The sequence below is a fragment of the Rickettsiales bacterium genome, assembly GCA_035765535.1.
GTDB lineage: Bacteria > Pseudomonadota > Alphaproteobacteria > Rickettsiales > JABCZZ01 > JABCZZ01.
The window spans coordinates 232,366-246,211 of the sequence record DASTXE010000006.1; the positions used below are offsets into that span (position 1 = coordinate 232,366).

At 54.5% G+C, this 13,846-nt stretch carries 13 protein-coding genes; 10 read left to right on the forward strand and 3 right to left on the reverse strand.

Translation table 11 applies throughout. From position 1 onward, the window contains the following. Positions 1 to 5: 5 nt before the first annotated feature. Both VFT64_09725 and VFT64_09730 read left to right on the forward strand, forming a co-directional pair. A complete protein-coding gene (locus VFT64_09725) occupies positions 6 to 455 on the forward strand; it encodes a PAS domain-containing protein (GenBank protein ID HEU5048105.1) in 450 nt (149 codons plus the stop codon). Positions 456 to 490: 35 nt separating this feature from the next. Then, positions 491 to 2,263 (forward strand): ABC transporter ATP-binding protein, encoded by a 1,773-nt coding sequence (locus VFT64_09730; GenBank protein ID HEU5048106.1) that lies wholly within the window; start codon positions 491 to 493, stop codon positions 2,261 to 2,263. Here the strand turns inward: VFT64_09730 and VFT64_09735 are convergent. Next, positions 2,260 to 2,682 carry a DUF2214 family protein gene (locus VFT64_09735; protein ID HEU5048107.1) on the reverse strand — a complete coding sequence of 141 codons (423 nt, stop codon included), beginning with the start codon at positions 2,680 to 2,682 and terminating at the stop codon, positions 2,260 to 2,262. The genes VFT64_09730 and VFT64_09735 overlap by 4 nt on opposite strands. 4 nt (positions 2,683 to 2,686) lie before the next feature. Next, positions 2,687 to 3,901, reverse strand: a complete 1,215-nt coding sequence (gene ispG / locus VFT64_09740; GenBank protein HEU5048108.1) for a flavodoxin-dependent (E)-4-hydroxy-3-methylbut-2-enyl-diphosphate synthase — start codon at positions 3,899 to 3,901, stop codon at positions 2,687 to 2,689. Positions 3,902 to 3,930: 29 nt separating this feature from the next. Between ispG and metF the strand changes: the two genes are divergently transcribed. From metF to VFT64_09755, 3 genes are all read left to right on the forward strand, one after another. Continuing rightward, positions 3,931 to 4,794, forward strand: a complete 864-nt coding sequence (gene metF, locus VFT64_09745) for a methylenetetrahydrofolate reductase [NAD(P)H] (protein ID HEU5048109.1) — start codon at positions 3,931 to 3,933, stop codon at positions 4,792 to 4,794. Positions 4,795 to 4,901: 107 nt separating this feature from the next. After that, complete coding sequence (locus VFT64_09750) at positions 4,902 to 5,621, forward strand: response regulator transcription factor (protein ID HEU5048110.1); 720 nt, start codon at positions 4,902 to 4,904, stop codon at positions 5,619 to 5,621. Positions 5,622 to 5,625: 4 nt separating this feature from the next. Next, complete coding sequence (locus tag VFT64_09755; protein HEU5048111.1) at positions 5,626 to 6,186, forward strand: peptidylprolyl isomerase; 561 nt, start codon at positions 5,626 to 5,628, stop codon at positions 6,184 to 6,186. Between the two features lie 338 nt (positions 6,187 to 6,524). Here the strand turns inward: VFT64_09755 and VFT64_09760 are convergent, their stop codons facing one another. After that, entirely contained in the window at positions 6,525 to 6,797 is a 273-nt protein-coding gene (locus VFT64_09760) for a hypothetical protein (GenBank protein HEU5048112.1), read from the reverse strand. Positions 6,798 to 8,565: 1,768 nt separating this feature from the next. Between VFT64_09760 and VFT64_09765 the strand changes: the two genes are divergently transcribed. From VFT64_09765 to VFT64_09785, 5 genes are all read left to right on the forward strand, one after another. Further along, complete coding sequence (locus VFT64_09765) at positions 8,566 to 9,477, forward strand: hypothetical protein (protein HEU5048113.1); 912 nt, start codon at positions 8,566 to 8,568, stop codon at positions 9,475 to 9,477. Positions 9,478 to 9,619: 142 nt separating this feature from the next. Then, positions 9,620 to 10,483 (forward strand): hypothetical protein, encoded by an 864-nt coding sequence (locus tag VFT64_09770; GenBank protein HEU5048114.1) that lies wholly within the window; start codon positions 9,620 to 9,622, stop codon positions 10,481 to 10,483. 212 nt (positions 10,484 to 10,695) lie between these two features. Beyond that, positions 10,696 to 11,571, forward strand: coding sequence for a hypothetical protein (locus VFT64_09775; protein ID HEU5048115.1), 876 nt, complete (start codon positions 10,696 to 10,698; stop codon positions 11,569 to 11,571). Positions 11,572 to 11,774: 203 nt separating this feature from the next. Further along, the gene (locus VFT64_09780; GenBank protein ID HEU5048116.1) at positions 11,775 to 12,902 is read left to right on the forward strand and encodes a glycosyltransferase family 4 protein; all 1,128 of its coding nucleotides are present in this window, start codon (positions 11,775 to 11,777) and stop codon (positions 12,900 to 12,902) included. After that, the gene (locus tag VFT64_09785) at positions 12,899 to 13,828 is read left to right on the forward strand and encodes a glycosyltransferase family 9 protein (GenBank protein HEU5048117.1); all 930 of its coding nucleotides are present in this window, start codon (positions 12,899 to 12,901) and stop codon (positions 13,826 to 13,828) included. The genes VFT64_09780 and VFT64_09785 overlap by 4 nt, the downstream gene beginning before the upstream one ends. Positions 13,829 to 13,846: the final 18 nt, after the last annotated feature.

Here is a 13,846-nt window from a genome sequence, read left to right on the forward strand (position 1 = left end):
CGCCTATGCATGAAAAACGCCTGACCCAACGCCTGACCGAGTATTGGGACCGCTTACGCAATGAAGCTCCTCTTCCGCAGATTGAACGCTTCAATCACGGCGCCTTGGAAGATGTGATCGGCAAATGCTGCCTCTGGCGTGTGGAAATACGCGACCCAAGCGCCAAAACAAGGCTCTACACCTATGAGTTTGTCGGAGCGGAGATGCAGCAGATCATCGGCTCTTCGGATTTGATCGGCACGACTCTTTCACCACATTTCAAGGACTTCCCTGCCGCGCGCATTATGGGCAAAATAGGCAATGCTGTGGAAAATGCAGCTATCGTTGTGGATGAGGGGCAATTCGTCAATACGAATAACAAGGTCATTAAATACCGCTCCTGCCTCCTGCCCTTCGGCACACAGGATGGCCGCGTAACGAACGTTCTGCTCGGCATTTCCTGGAAAGCTTTTTAAGCAAATTCCAAACTACATCAGAAACAGAGGATACTATGAGACATAAATCGTCGGTTCCTTATCTGCGCCTTTTGCAAACCTGCTGGCATTATGCCGGACCGGGAAGAGGGCTCATGATCGTCTTTTACCTGATGACCATTGGCGCCAACCTCACTTCCATATGGCAGCCCTTCGTTATCGGCAAGCTGATCAACCGTTTGCAGCAGGGTGGCGGCGATTTGCTCCATGATGCCATATTCTGGCTTGCCGTCTATGTGCTGCTGACGCTCGGCTTCTGGCTCCTGCATGGCCCTTCGCGCCTGATTGAGCGCAATATCGCTTTCAATGTCAGGAACAATTTCCAGAAACATTACTACAACCTGATTACGCATCTGCCCATGCACTGGCATCAGGAGCACCATACCGGCAACACCGTCAACCGCATCAGCAAAGCCTCACAAGGGCTTTATAATTTCGCAGACGAGCAGTTCATCTATATTGAAAATATCGTAACGGCAATCTCCGCTTTCGCCATGCTTGCCTTCATCGCACACAGCATCGCACTGATCGAGATCGTATTCGCTATCGCCATCATCACCCTGCTGATCCGATACGACCGCGTACTGATTCCCATCATCCATACGCGCAATGAACGCGAGCACCAGTATTCTTCGCTCTTCTTTGACTTTGCGAGCAATATCGTAAGTGTCATCTCATTCAATCTCGCCGGATATACGCAAGTAAAGCTCAACAATGCCTTGCAGCATATAGCCGAGCCGCTCAAACGCGAGATCGTGATTAATGAGTTGAAATGGTTCACCATGATGATGCTGATCGTCATCGCCGAATTCACGATCATGGTGCTCTATATCTATAAGATCCTCTCCACAGGCAACAGCCTGATGCTCGGCAGCCTCGTTGCGATCTATCAGTATATGCACAATCTGAACCGGCTGTTTTTCAACCTCGCCTCCAATTACTCGCGCTTGCTGCAGCAGACCACCGATCTCGAATCAGGCGAGCCGCTCGTAAAAGCATTTGATTCATTGGCCATGAAGGATGAAGGAAAGCCGAGTCTTGCCGTGACGCAAGGCGAGATTGCGTTCGACCACATTAATTTTACCTATCCCAATGGCAGGCATGTGTTCAACAACCTCCATTTGACCATAAAACCGACGGAGAAAGTAGGCATTGTAGGACGTTCCGGCGCAGGCAAGACCACACTGATCCACCTGCTGCTGCGCTTCCATGAGACTTCCGGCAACGGCATATGGATCGACAAGCAGAATATCAATCAGGTCAGCTATGCGAGCCTGCGCGAGTCCGTTGCGGTTATCCCGCAGGATACTTCGCTGTTTGAAACCACACTGATGGAAAACATTCGTTGCGGCAGGCTGGATGCTACGGATGAAGAAGTGATCGCAGCGGCAAAAAAAGCCCATGCGGATGAATTCATTACCCAGCTTCCGGAAGCCTATCAGGCGCTTGTCGGCGAACGCGGCATTAAACTCTCAGGCGGCCAGCGTCAGCGCATCGCTATCGCCCGCGCCATTCTCAAGAACGCTCCCATTCTTGTGCTGGACGAAGCCACCAGCGCGCTCGATTCAGAATCGGAAAAACGCATTCAGGAAAGTTTCTCCGAACTCATGCGCGAAAAAACCGTAATCGCCATCGCCCACCGCCTCTCCACCATCGCGCATCTCGACCGGCTTGTGGTGATGGATAGCGGGCAGATTGTGGAAGAAGGAACCCATGCGGAGCTGCTGGCAAAGAACGGTTACTACGCAAAACTCTGGGCGATGCAGTCGGGAGGCTTTTTGCCGAACTAGAATCCACGCGCCATGGCGATCATGCAGAATAATACCCCGGCGATCATCACCAGCTGCAGTCCCGCTAGTTTCCTGATTTTCGCATAACCCGCAGTACCGATATCGCCCATCTGCTTCGCGCGAATAAGCTTTACCGTTGGATAAGCGGAGATTAATCCTGCTGCGAGAAACAGCGCCATCGCTGCATGAAAGAAGGGATTTTCGGAATAATATGCACCACCTTTCTCCAGAAATATCCGGGCTACTCCCGTAGCAATCATCAGACCGGCGCTGATGCCGTATCCGATGTCGATCCGCTTGAGCAGTTTAAACATGGCCTCATTAAGCGGACCGGCACACAGCAGAAAAAGTTCACCTGCCAGACATGCCACTAGAACCATCGCCCCCAGAAAATGCAGATAGGTAAACAGGAATGTCATAGGACTACCGTACGCTATAATGGCTCTCAATATACTGCTCAAGCATCTGCTGGAACTCTTCCGCGATACGGTCGCCACGCAGCGTCGCCGTCTTCTTGCCGTCTACGAATACCGGCGCGACCGGAGACTCACCCGTTCCAGGCAGGCTGATGCCGATATTGGCGTGCTTGCTTTCTCCCGGTCCGTTCACGATACAGCCCATTACGGCAACATTCATATTCTCGACACCTTTATATTGCGTCTTCCATACCGGCATCTGATCGCGCAGGAAGCTCTGGATCTTTCCGGCCAACTCCTGGAAATACGTGCTCGTCGTGCGCCCGCATCCGGGGCACGCCGTCACCATCGGCGTAAAAGAACGCAAGCCCGTTGTCTGTAAAATTTCCTGTGCAACCACGACTTCCTTCGTCCGGTCGCCACCCGGCTCCGGCGTCAGCGAAACACGGATCGTATCACCGATACCCTCCATGAGCAGCGTTGCCATCGCCGCCGTTGAAGCCACAATGCCTTTGCTGCCCATCCCCGCTTCGGTAAGCCCAAGATGCAACGCATAATCGCAATCCTTCGCAAGATCACGGTATACATGGATCAGGTCCTGCACGCGGCTGACCTTACATGAGATCACAATCCTGTCGGAAGGCAGTCCGATCGCTTCTGCCTGCCTGGCGCTGGAGAGCGCGGAATAAATGAGCGCCGCGCGCGATACTTCCTCCGCGTCTTTCGGCTCCGGCAATTTAGCGTTTTCATCCATCATGCGCGCTACGACCTGCGAATCCAGACTGCCCCAGTTCACACCGATACGCACGGGCTTATCATACTTCAATGCGCATTCGATCATCTGCGCAAACTGCGTATCTCGCTTATCCGAGAACCCGACATTGCCGGGATTGATGCGGTATTTCGCAAGCGCCTTCGCACAATCGGGGAAATCAGTCAGCAACCGGTGGCCGTTATAATGAAAATCCCCCACAATCGGCACATCGCACCCCTGCTTGTGGAGCGCTTCCACAATAAATGGAACTTGCGCAGCCGCTTCTTCATTATTGACCGTCACACGCACGATCTCGGAACCTGCACGCGCCAGGGAAAGAATCTGGCTGACAGTGGAGTCCCTGTCTGCCGTATCGGTATTGGTCATGGATTGAACGACAATGGGGGCATCGCCACCCATAGTTACATTTCCAATCTTGACTTTATGGCTTTTTCTGCGTGTACTCATGCAAAACCCCTATACCAGAGGAACGCCGCTTGTCAAAATCTTTAGAGCTTTCATTCGAGTTCTTCCCTCCCAAAACACCGGAGCTGGAAGGCAAGATGTGGGACGCTATTGAACAGCTTTCCTCCCTGGAACCCGCATTTGTTTCCGTTACATTCGGCGCAGGCGGCAGCACGCGCGACCATACGCACCGCATCGCTACGGATATCCTGAAACGTACCAAACTCAAAGCAGCCGCGCATTTGACCTGCGCCCGCGCGACCCGTGCGGAAGTAGATGAAATCGCCCGCTCCCACTGGGCGGCGGGCATAAACCATATCGTGGCGCTTCGCGGCGATCCTCCGCGCAATGTCTTTGAATATGTGCCGCCTAAAGAGAGTTACCGCTACGCGACCGACCTTATTGAAGGATTGCGGAAAATCGGCGATTTCGAAATCAGTGTTGCCGCTTTCCCGGAAAAACACCCGGAATCCCCGTCTTTCGAGCAGGATATCGAGGTGCTGAAGCGCAAGGAAGCCATGGGCGCCAAACGTGCGATCACGCAATATTTCTTCGATAACTCCCACTATCTGCGCCTGCGCGACCGTGCAGAGGCCGCAGGTGTTAAAATACCCATTATTCCAGGAATAATCCCCATCAACCATTTTGCCAATATCAAGCGCTTTTCCGAAATGTGCGGCACTTCCGTCCCTGCCAGCATGGAAAAACGCTTCATCGGGCTGGATGAAAATCCCGTTGCCCGTGATCAGGAAGCCATTGCATTTGCTGCCGAGCAGTGCCAATCGCTGATTGCAGAAGGCGCAACCCGATTCCACTTTTACACAATGAACCGCGCCGACCTGATACAGGGGGTTTTCGACGCGATAGGCAGTAGAAAATCTGCCGCATTCGCGTAAAATCTATCTAAAATATGGTTATATTCCGTGATTAAAGTTGTGTAATCGTTAAAAATATGTTTATATTAACCATTGCCATTAAATAATATTTAATTTGGGAGATAATAATGCGCGTCCTGCTCGTAGAAGACGACTCGTCAACCGCTAAGGCGATAGAGCTTTCACTCGCATCCGAAGGCATTATATGCGATACAACCGAGCTCGGCGAAGAAGGGCTGGAAATCGGAAAAATTTACGATTACGACATCATCATCCTGGATCTTATGCTCCCGGATATTGACGGATATGAAGTACTGCGCCGCTTCCGCGCCGCCCGTATCACCACTCCCATTCTGATTCTTTCCGGCCTCTCCGGCCCGGACCAGAAAATCAAAGGCCTCGGCTATGGTGCTGACGACTACCTCACCAAACCGTTCAATAAAGGCGAGCTTATTGCCCGTATTCAGGCAATCGTACGCCGCTCCAAAGGTCATTCCGATTCCGTCATTCGCACCGGCAAACTCTCCGTCAACCTTGATACACGCTCGGTTGAAGTGGACAGCAAGCCGCTGCACCTGACCAGCAAGGAATATGCGATCATCGAACTGCTTTCCCTGCGCAAAGGCTCCACGCTTACCAAAGAAATGTTCCTCAATCACCTCTATGGCGGGGTAGATGAACCGGAACTCAAAATCATCGACGTCTTCGTCTGCAAGCTACGCAAGAAGCTGACCATCGCTGCGGGCGGCGAAAACTATATCGACACTGTCTGGGGCCGCGGCTATGTGCTGAAAGAGTTCGACGGCAAGCCGGTCGATGTGGACGCTGAAGTGGAAGAAGAAGTATAGTTCCATGCGTCGTATTCTCATCCTATTTACAACTATCATAGCGGGGTTTCTCGTGGCAAAAACTGCATCTGCTGCTGACCTGGAAAACACCTTGTACATGGATCTCAAATCAGGCCGCGTCGTGATCCAGATGCGCCCGGATCTGGCTCCCAAAACCGTTGCGCGTATCAAAGAACTGACGCGCCAGAAATTCTACGATGGCATCAAATTCCATCGCGTGATCGAAGGCTTCATGGTGCAGGGCGGCGACCCGACCGGAACCGGCTTCAGCGGTTCGGGCAAAAAACTGAAAGCTGAATTCACCAACACTCCCGCCGTGCGCGGCGTAGTGGCCATGGCGCGTGCGAATGATCCGGACAGCGCAGACAGCCAGTTCTTCATCGTGACCAAAGATTCACGCTTCCTGGACAACCAGTACACCGTCTGGGGCCAGGTCACCAGCGGCATGGAATTCGTTGATAAAATCAAGAAAGGCGACCCCGCCCGCAACGGCGAAGTGTCCGATCCCGATACAATCGTAAAAATGCGCCTCGCATCGGACGAAAAAGCCGGGCTGGATTTTTAGTCAGATCACCGCTTCTTACACAACCATAACAGTGGTTAATCTGCGTGCATGATACGTTGATTCACTATATCCCCTATATCATAGGCGGAATACTGCTGCTGAATATTCTGACGTTTATCCTCTATGGAACAGATAAGCGCGCCGCGAGAAACGGTGGCTGGAGGATACCGGAAAGCACATTGCTATTTCTATCTTTATTAGGAGGTAGTCCCGCAGCGCTCATCGCAAGCAGATACTTTCGCCACAAAACGGCTAAGAACGCTTTCAGAGTAAGATTTATTTTGATCCTGCTGCTCCAGGCATGCCTGATAATATATTTTATATTGCGGCAATAATTCTCAGCGGCTGCGGCTCTGGTTCACTTGAACTCCCAGATAAACAGCCGTTGCTCCCAAAGCAACTGCAAGCACCGTTCTAAAAATGGAACCTGTTCTATCTGGTTTCCTCCCTCCCCCAAGCACAGCATTATTATATACCGCTTCCTTGTTTTCCTCCTCATAGGATTTACTCGCTCCTACTGCAGCGCCAACCGCAGCAGCACCGGCTGCCGCTGCCCACATATAGCTGGCATCATTATTCGATGTCTGATTCTGCGTAGAATTACGCCCCATTCTCTGACGCCAATTCTGCCCTCTGCCATTATTTGGCGGAGGCGGTACAGGCGATTGTGGCGGTTGTCCTCCAGAGGGAGGCTGTACAGGAGGTTGCGGAGGCGAACCGCCAAATGGAGGCGACACAGGAGACTGCGGAGGCGGACTGCCAACCGGGGGCGGCGAAGGAGGCTGCGGAGGCGAACTGCCAAACGGAGGAGGCGAAGGAGGCTGCGGAGCTGGACTGCTAAACGGAGCCGGTGCAGGAGACTGCGGAGGCGGACTGCTAAACGGAGCTGGCGCAGGAGACTGCGGAGGCGAACTGCCAAACGGAGGAGGTGCAGGAGGCTGCGGAGCTGGACTGCTAAACGGAGCCGGTGCAGGTGACTGCGGAGCTGGACTGCTAAACGGAGCCGGCGCAGGAGACTGCGGAGCTGGACTGCTAACTGGAGACTGCGCAGGACGCGCAGGTAATGGTGCTGAATTAGCTACATATGCCTCATTCCACCGGCTGCGATCAGGCATCGCAGAACGGTCGCCATTTTGAAAAACCGCCTCAAACCACCCTTGGAGTCCTTTGGGAATAAAAGCTTCATCGCGATGACCACGCTTTACACGCTTCGCAACATATTTATCTGCATCTTCGGCAGTCTGGTCTTTATATACAGAGCAATCATTCCGCATATATTCCAGAACTTCCTGATAGGGATGGTATCCGGCCAAAATGTTGAAGCTCAAGACCGCTAAAGAAAAATGGTCGCTTTCATCTGTGAATACCCCGTGTGCCGCCCGAGGATCCCTAATCTTTTCTTGAACTGTTTGTCCAAGCCACTCTTTTCCATTAGCTCTAATCTGGAAGGAATCCGTGTCAATGATTCTGGGTTCTAACTTTCCCGCTGCCGTGCGCACGACAAGTATATTATTCTCATTTAAATCACATGCCTGGACACCATTTGCATGTAAATATTCCACCGCTTCACTCAGAGAGCTTATAAAATGCTCTAAATCATCCCTGGTAATAGGAGGGTTTGCTTTTTCCTGTCCCTTAGGAGTCATTCGGGCAACGAGGCTTTCGCCTTGCTGGACCTGATCCATCCAGTATCCTGCCCTTTCGCCGTTTTCGTATACCACCCCTCGAGGCAAAACAAGGCAGCGATGCGATAACCCCTGCAGAGCAGCTATTTTACCCTCAATATCCTCATCAAAGCGAGTTTGGCGGACATTATGCCCATTGCCGTCATCTTCCTTATATAATTTTATAGCTTTGCCATCCCGGAAGAATACATCCGCTTCCAGTCCACTCGCGTCCGGTGTATCCATATTAACTTGATACTGGGACTGCGTGCCAACACCACTGCCTGTTAATTCTAATACCGCCATCCTGGTCCCTTTTACCCAGTACTTTTATCCCACTCTTTATATGGATATCATAAAACTATTACAGTTTAATGACATAACCGGACAATAATGATGACATTCGTGTTAAAAACCGTATTTGCACATTGTCATATAATATTCATATAAAACCCTTCCTGTCCCATGGTATAGTAAAGGCGATTACTTGTGTTCGCGCATAGATAGACTGAGACTCTCGAGTTGCATGTTGATTCTGCGGACCCTGTTATCGGTGAGTGTGTTACCTGACGCTCATCGCACCACCCGCAGAATCTCGCACAGCAATGCGCGAGCGAAGCTTTACCCGCGGTCCGATACCGCACCTGCGACTCACGACGACGAGCCGCATTCCATGTCAGAGCGCATCTAAGCGCCATCCCCCAGGGAGTAGCACATGTTCGGCAGCGAAAGCGTGTTCATGACGGGCTCGTACCTTCAGGACACCCTCAGCACCTCTGACCTCGGCGGCGTGTTCTCCGGCTTCCCGGCGCACTACACCATCGAGAGCGGTCAGATCACGGTCCTCTCCGGCAACCCGGCGTCCCAGTTCATCGAGAACGCCGACACCGACGGCATGGGGTCCACGATCTTCGGGCTCGACGTCAACATCGACGCCTCCGGCAGCATGCGCAGCTCGATCCGGCAGCTCATCGCGCTGGCCCACGCGCTCGTGCAGAAGATCGCCAACTCGCCGTACGCCGACGCCACGATCGTCCGGTTCAACCTGTTCAACGGGACCGGCATCCACAGCTCGGAGTACGTCCTGGCGAGCGAGATGAACCTCATCGTCGACACCCTGGACAAGCTCGTCACCGACGGCGGCGAGTCCATCGGGACGCTCGACGAGGTCGCCCAGATCGAGGAGATCATCCGCTCGGGCAAGATCCCCGTGGTGGGGTGCACCCCCACCAGCTTCATGCTGATGAAGACCCGGGGTGACGCCAGGGACATGGCCGCGTGCGCGCGCCAGATCCTGGGCCGTCACTTCGTCCACATCAGCGCGACGCTCACGGACGGCGGCGAGATGGGCAGCCCCCGGTTCACCGCCGAGGACGTGCGGGAGGACTTCGCCGAGGAGATCCAGCTCGGCGGCGACCTGCCGTTCAAGCTGATCGAGCGCAGCCACGGCCTGCTCGTCTACGTGGGCCGCACCGACGTCAGCGTCTGCCGGAAGTACGCCAAGGCCGCCGGGTTCGAGTTCGCCAGCTCGCTGGAGATCGACCCGGAGGGCATCGCCGACCTCATCGCGAACTTCGCGCTGACCAAGTCGGCCTACGCGGCGGCGAACCCGCCGGTGGCGAACTGACGCAAGTCCGGCCACGGTGTGGGGCGCGACGAGACGACCGAACGAACGGTCTCTCGCGCCCCACCCCGCGGCAACTACAAGTACGCGGGGGCGGAAGCATGCAACACGGCATCCGCCCCCCTTCGTCGTTTAAGGAGAGCAAGTGAAACGACACGGAATGGTCATGCGGGCAACCGCGAAGACCACCGCATGCGAAGACACGGGGTTTGGGATTAAAACCAACACCGGCGCCTTCGCGGGTGTGTTCGACGGCAGCAGCCTGTCCAATGTCTCACGCAAGCAGTTTCCGCTGTTGCGTACGGACATGGGAGCTGCCATCATCGGACGCGCCGCGGCAAACGCCGCAATGAGCGTGCTCGGCGGAGTCCAGGTGGACGACGTCGCACAGCACATCCAGCAGGAGCAGCTCAGTGCCCTCGACATCGTCGGACCGGTCCTCGGTTTCAACACGATGGAGTGGGCCGCAACCTCCGTGTGGGGTCTCGTGAACGACGGCTGCCTCTCCATGCACATGCGTGGTGACGGTGCCTTCGCACGGGAGATCCGGCACGGTGAAAAGCAGCTCCTCTGCCTGACCCGCTACGAGTTCAAGGGCAGCATGCCTCCGTACCTCAGCATGACCGAGGAGGAGTACATCGCTGCCATGGGAGGCGACGAGAACGCCGAACTCGTGACCGAAACACTCGCGTTCATCGAGCGTGGCGAGAACGGGTACACCGACAGCGGTTCAGTCAAGACCCGTACGCGTAAGCGTTCTCTCAAGTTCGCGGCGCACGGCGTCAACCGGACGTACCGCGACCTGAGCACCACCCTGTCCTACGGGGTCGCCACCGACGGTGTCTGCGACATCACCGGGATCGAGTGGTGGAAGGTGCTGGCGGCAGCATGGGACGTGCGTGTGAACGCGCTGCTCGAACCGCTGCTCGTCGAACGCCTCCGGAAGCTCATCGGCGGCGCCCCCCTCAACCTGGGGGACGACGTCGCGATCGAGAAGGTCGTTCTGTAGGAGGAAGCAGCATGATACGCTGTCATTCTCCCTGATCTCCCCCCGCGACAGTGGGTGGGAGGGGGCCAGAGGGGGCGGTTGGTTCGTTGAAACACGACCACCGTACCCTCCCTCCCCTCCAAACATACAAATTAATCAGCATATTCATAAATTTTTAACAATTCTGTGCTACTAATGATGATATTAAACCTTATCAGCAGAGGGATACCATCATGCAAGTTGCTACAGAAACACATAGCGTTTCCAACGGTCACAGGGCCAGTGCCGGAAAAACGCCTGCAAAAGGCAAGTCGCGCATTGCAACGATGAAGGACGCTGCCGTAGCCGCAGCCGTGGAAGGGCGTTTCCGCTTCGCCACCGAGCAGCAGGCACAGGAAGCACTGGATAAGATATGCAGCCGCTTCATCATTTCCAAGGATTCCCCTGCCCCGAATGCATCCGGCAAGCATACGGAAATAAAAATCTGGATCCGTGGCTATGATGTCACAGAGGAAGAAAAGGAAAAAGGCGCACGCGGTAATTATGCGCTGATTAAAATCAAGCGCGTCAATGGCGGACGGTATGCGCTGCTTGCGGAAAAACTGCATGTCGATGTCGGCCATCATCCCGAAAAGGAACGCCCGAAAACCCGCCATCCGAACTGGGGTCACCCTGTATTGCGCGCAGTGCTCGCGGAAAAGAAGTTCGATACGCTGGAAAAAGCCTACAGCCAGCTCATGGCACTGCATTATGAATATCCGGAAACCACGATTCCGGGCGCGGATACGCTGCATGTGATGGTCTATAGCCATAAAACCGACCATTCCATGCCGATCGAACGCGTAGTAATCAAAATCAAGGTACTTTCGGAAGGCGGCGTGCAGTTGTCGCTCAAGGGCAAAGGCCAGAAAAAGACGGAAATGAAGGAAGCTCCGCCGCTTGCCCAGAAAATTGAAGCAGCCTATGCAGCCAAACCAGCCACCCAGGTCGTGGAACATGGCGATGAGGCAGTGGAAGCCCCCTCCAAACCAGGAAGATTCACCTCCATGGTGGTTCAGCGCCGCAAGAAACGTGCCCCGGTAAGGAAGCCTACTACAAGCGAGAGCTAATCCCAGTATTTCAGCCATTGTGCGAGGAATCCATCCTATAGCGGTATGGTTCCTCTGCAACCCTTTTGCACCAAACACCCGCAACACAGAAAAGACCTTTGCATAATGGGTCATAATCGGCTTATATGGGCGCAAATTGCCTGTCGATTTCGGGGTGTATACCCGGATTCGCCGGACAGCATTAAGGGGCAAGCGCTGAACCTATGAAACAGCCAGTCATACTGCAGGTATTGCCACAGCTGCGGGCCGGTGGCGTCGAGCGCGGCACGATTGAGATCGCCGGAGCCATCGCCCGTGCCGGTATGCGCGCGCTTGTGGCATCCGCAGGTGGCTCCATGCTGCCCAATCTTGCTTACGCAGGTGGAGAGCACATCACCATTCCGCTCACAACCAAGAACCCGCTCACAATCTGGAGCAACGCGGCGGAGCTGGAAAAAATTATACGCAAACACAAGGTGGACATTATTCACGCCCGCTCTCGCGCACCCGCCTGGAGCGCGCTGATTGCCGCCAGACGCACCAAAACTCCCTTCGTGACAACATTTCACGGGGTTTACGGCCTGTCGCCTGAATTCAAGAAACATTATAATGCCGTGATGACCCAAGGGGACCGCGTGATCGCCATCTCCAATTTCGTCGCCGAGCATATCATAGCAAATTACCCGATCGATCCTACGCGAATGCGCATCATCCATCGCGGCGTCGACATCAACAGCTTCGCTCCTGAACGCATCCGCCATCAGCCGATGGTCGAACTGGCCGCAAAATGGCGCGTTCCTGATGATCTTCCGCTTATCCTGATGCCGGGACGCATTACGCGCTGGAAAGGCCAGCATGTGCTGGTGGAAGCGCTGGCCAAACTGCCCCACCGTAATTTCTTCTGCCTGCTGGTGGGTGACGATCTCGGCCATCCTGCTTATCGCAAGGAACTGGAAAAAATGATCTGCGATCTGGGACTGGAAAGCAACGCCCGTATTGCAGGCAATACCTCTTCCATGGCGGAGGCCTACACACTTGCGGAAGTCGTGGTATGCCCTTCCGTGGAACCCGAGGCATTCGGCCGCGTTCCGGTGGAAGCGCAGGCAATGGGCCGCGCGGTGATCTCCACCAATCACGGCGGCGCTTGTGAAACGATCATTGACGGCGTAACGGGACTGCTGGTAAAACCGGGCGATGCAGACGAACTTTCCAAAGCCATCGAGCGTATATTGGAAATGCCTGCGGAACAAAAACAGCAGCTGGCGGAAAACGCCATCTGGCATGTACGCAATAATTTCTCTGCCGAAATCATGTGCAGTAAAACCATAGAAGTATACCGGGAACTGTTATGAGCAGAATTCTTGTCATCAAACATGGTGCCCTGGGAGACGTGGTACTGGCCACAGGCGCATTCCAGGCCATACGCCAGCATCACAAAAACGATCACATCACGCTGCTGACGACACCGCCCTACGCAGGCATGCTGCGCGCAAGCGGTTATTTTGACGATATCTGGATCGATACGCGCCCGAAACTCTATCACCCGATCGACTTCTTCAAACACATAGAGAAAATACGCTCCGGCGGATTTTCACGTGTCTATGACCTGCAGACTTCCGAGCGCACTTCATGGTATTTCTATCTGATGCGCAAACCCGTGCCGGAATGGGTGGGAACCGCCAAAGGCGCGTCGCACCGTCATAATACACCGGAACGCCGCAGCCTTCATACATTAGAACGTCAGAAACAGCAGCTTTCCATTGCCGGAATCGAGAATATGCCCGCGCCGGATATAAGCTGGCTGAAATCGAGCATCGGCCACTTTAACCTCCCGGATGCATATGCCCTAATCATTTCCGGCGGCTCCGAACATCGCCCCGGCAAGCGCTGGCCCGCCCATAACTACGGCACGCTCTGCACCTGGCTCAAGGAAAAAGGCATTGCGCCAGTCCTCATCGGCACCCAGTCCGAAAAATCGGTCATCTCCATTATTGAAGCGATCTGCCCGGATACGATCAATCTGCTAGGCAAGACCAATCTGCTCGAAATAGCCGAACTTGCACGACACGCACGATTCGCCATCGGCAATGATACCGGCCCAATGCATATTATCGCGGCCACAGGCTGCCCATCGCTTGTGCTGTTTTCCCGCTTTTCCAATCCCGCGCTCTGCGCCCCGCGCGGCCCGAACGTCAGCGTCATGCAGAAAGAAGCGCTGAGTAACCTCGCCCTGGAAGACGTGCAGGAATGGGCCGCACGCCACATCCAGCCGGCTTAAACTGTAAACGGAGAATAG

Coding starts and splice junctions, on each gene's coding strand:
- VFT64_09730 (HEU5048106.1), top strand. CDS start 491: ATGAGACATAAATCGTCGGTTCCTTATCTGCGCCTTTTGCAAACCTGC.
- VFT64_09775 (HEU5048115.1), top strand. CDS start 10,696: ATGCAAGTTGCTACAGAAACACATAGCGTTTCCAACGGTCACAGGGCC.
- VFT64_09755 (HEU5048111.1), top strand. CDS start 5,626: ATGCGTCGTATTCTCATCCTATTTACAACTATCATAGCGGGGTTTCTC.
- ispG (HEU5048108.1), bottom strand. CDS start 3,901: ATGAGTACACGCAGAAAAAGCCATAAAGTCAAGATTGGAAATGTAACT.
- VFT64_09760 (HEU5048112.1), bottom strand. CDS start 6,797: ATGGGGCGTAATTCTACGCAGAATCAGACATCGAATAATGATGCCAGC.
- VFT64_09750 (HEU5048110.1), top strand. CDS start 4,902: ATGCGCGTCCTGCTCGTAGAAGACGACTCGTCAACCGCTAAGGCGATA.
- VFT64_09785 (HEU5048117.1), top strand. CDS start 12,899: ATGAGCAGAATTCTTGTCATCAAACATGGTGCCCTGGGAGACGTGGTA.
- VFT64_09780 (HEU5048116.1), top strand. CDS start 11,775: ATGAAACAGCCAGTCATACTGCAGGTATTGCCACAGCTGCGGGCCGGT.
- VFT64_09765 (HEU5048113.1), top strand. CDS start 8,566: ATGTTCGGCAGCGAAAGCGTGTTCATGACGGGCTCGTACCTTCAGGAC.
- VFT64_09725 (HEU5048105.1), top strand. CDS start 6: ATGCATGAAAAACGCCTGACCCAACGCCTGACCGAGTATTGGGACCGC.
- VFT64_09735 (HEU5048107.1), bottom strand. CDS start 2,682: ATGACATTCCTGTTTACCTATCTGCATTTTCTGGGGGCGATGGTTCTA.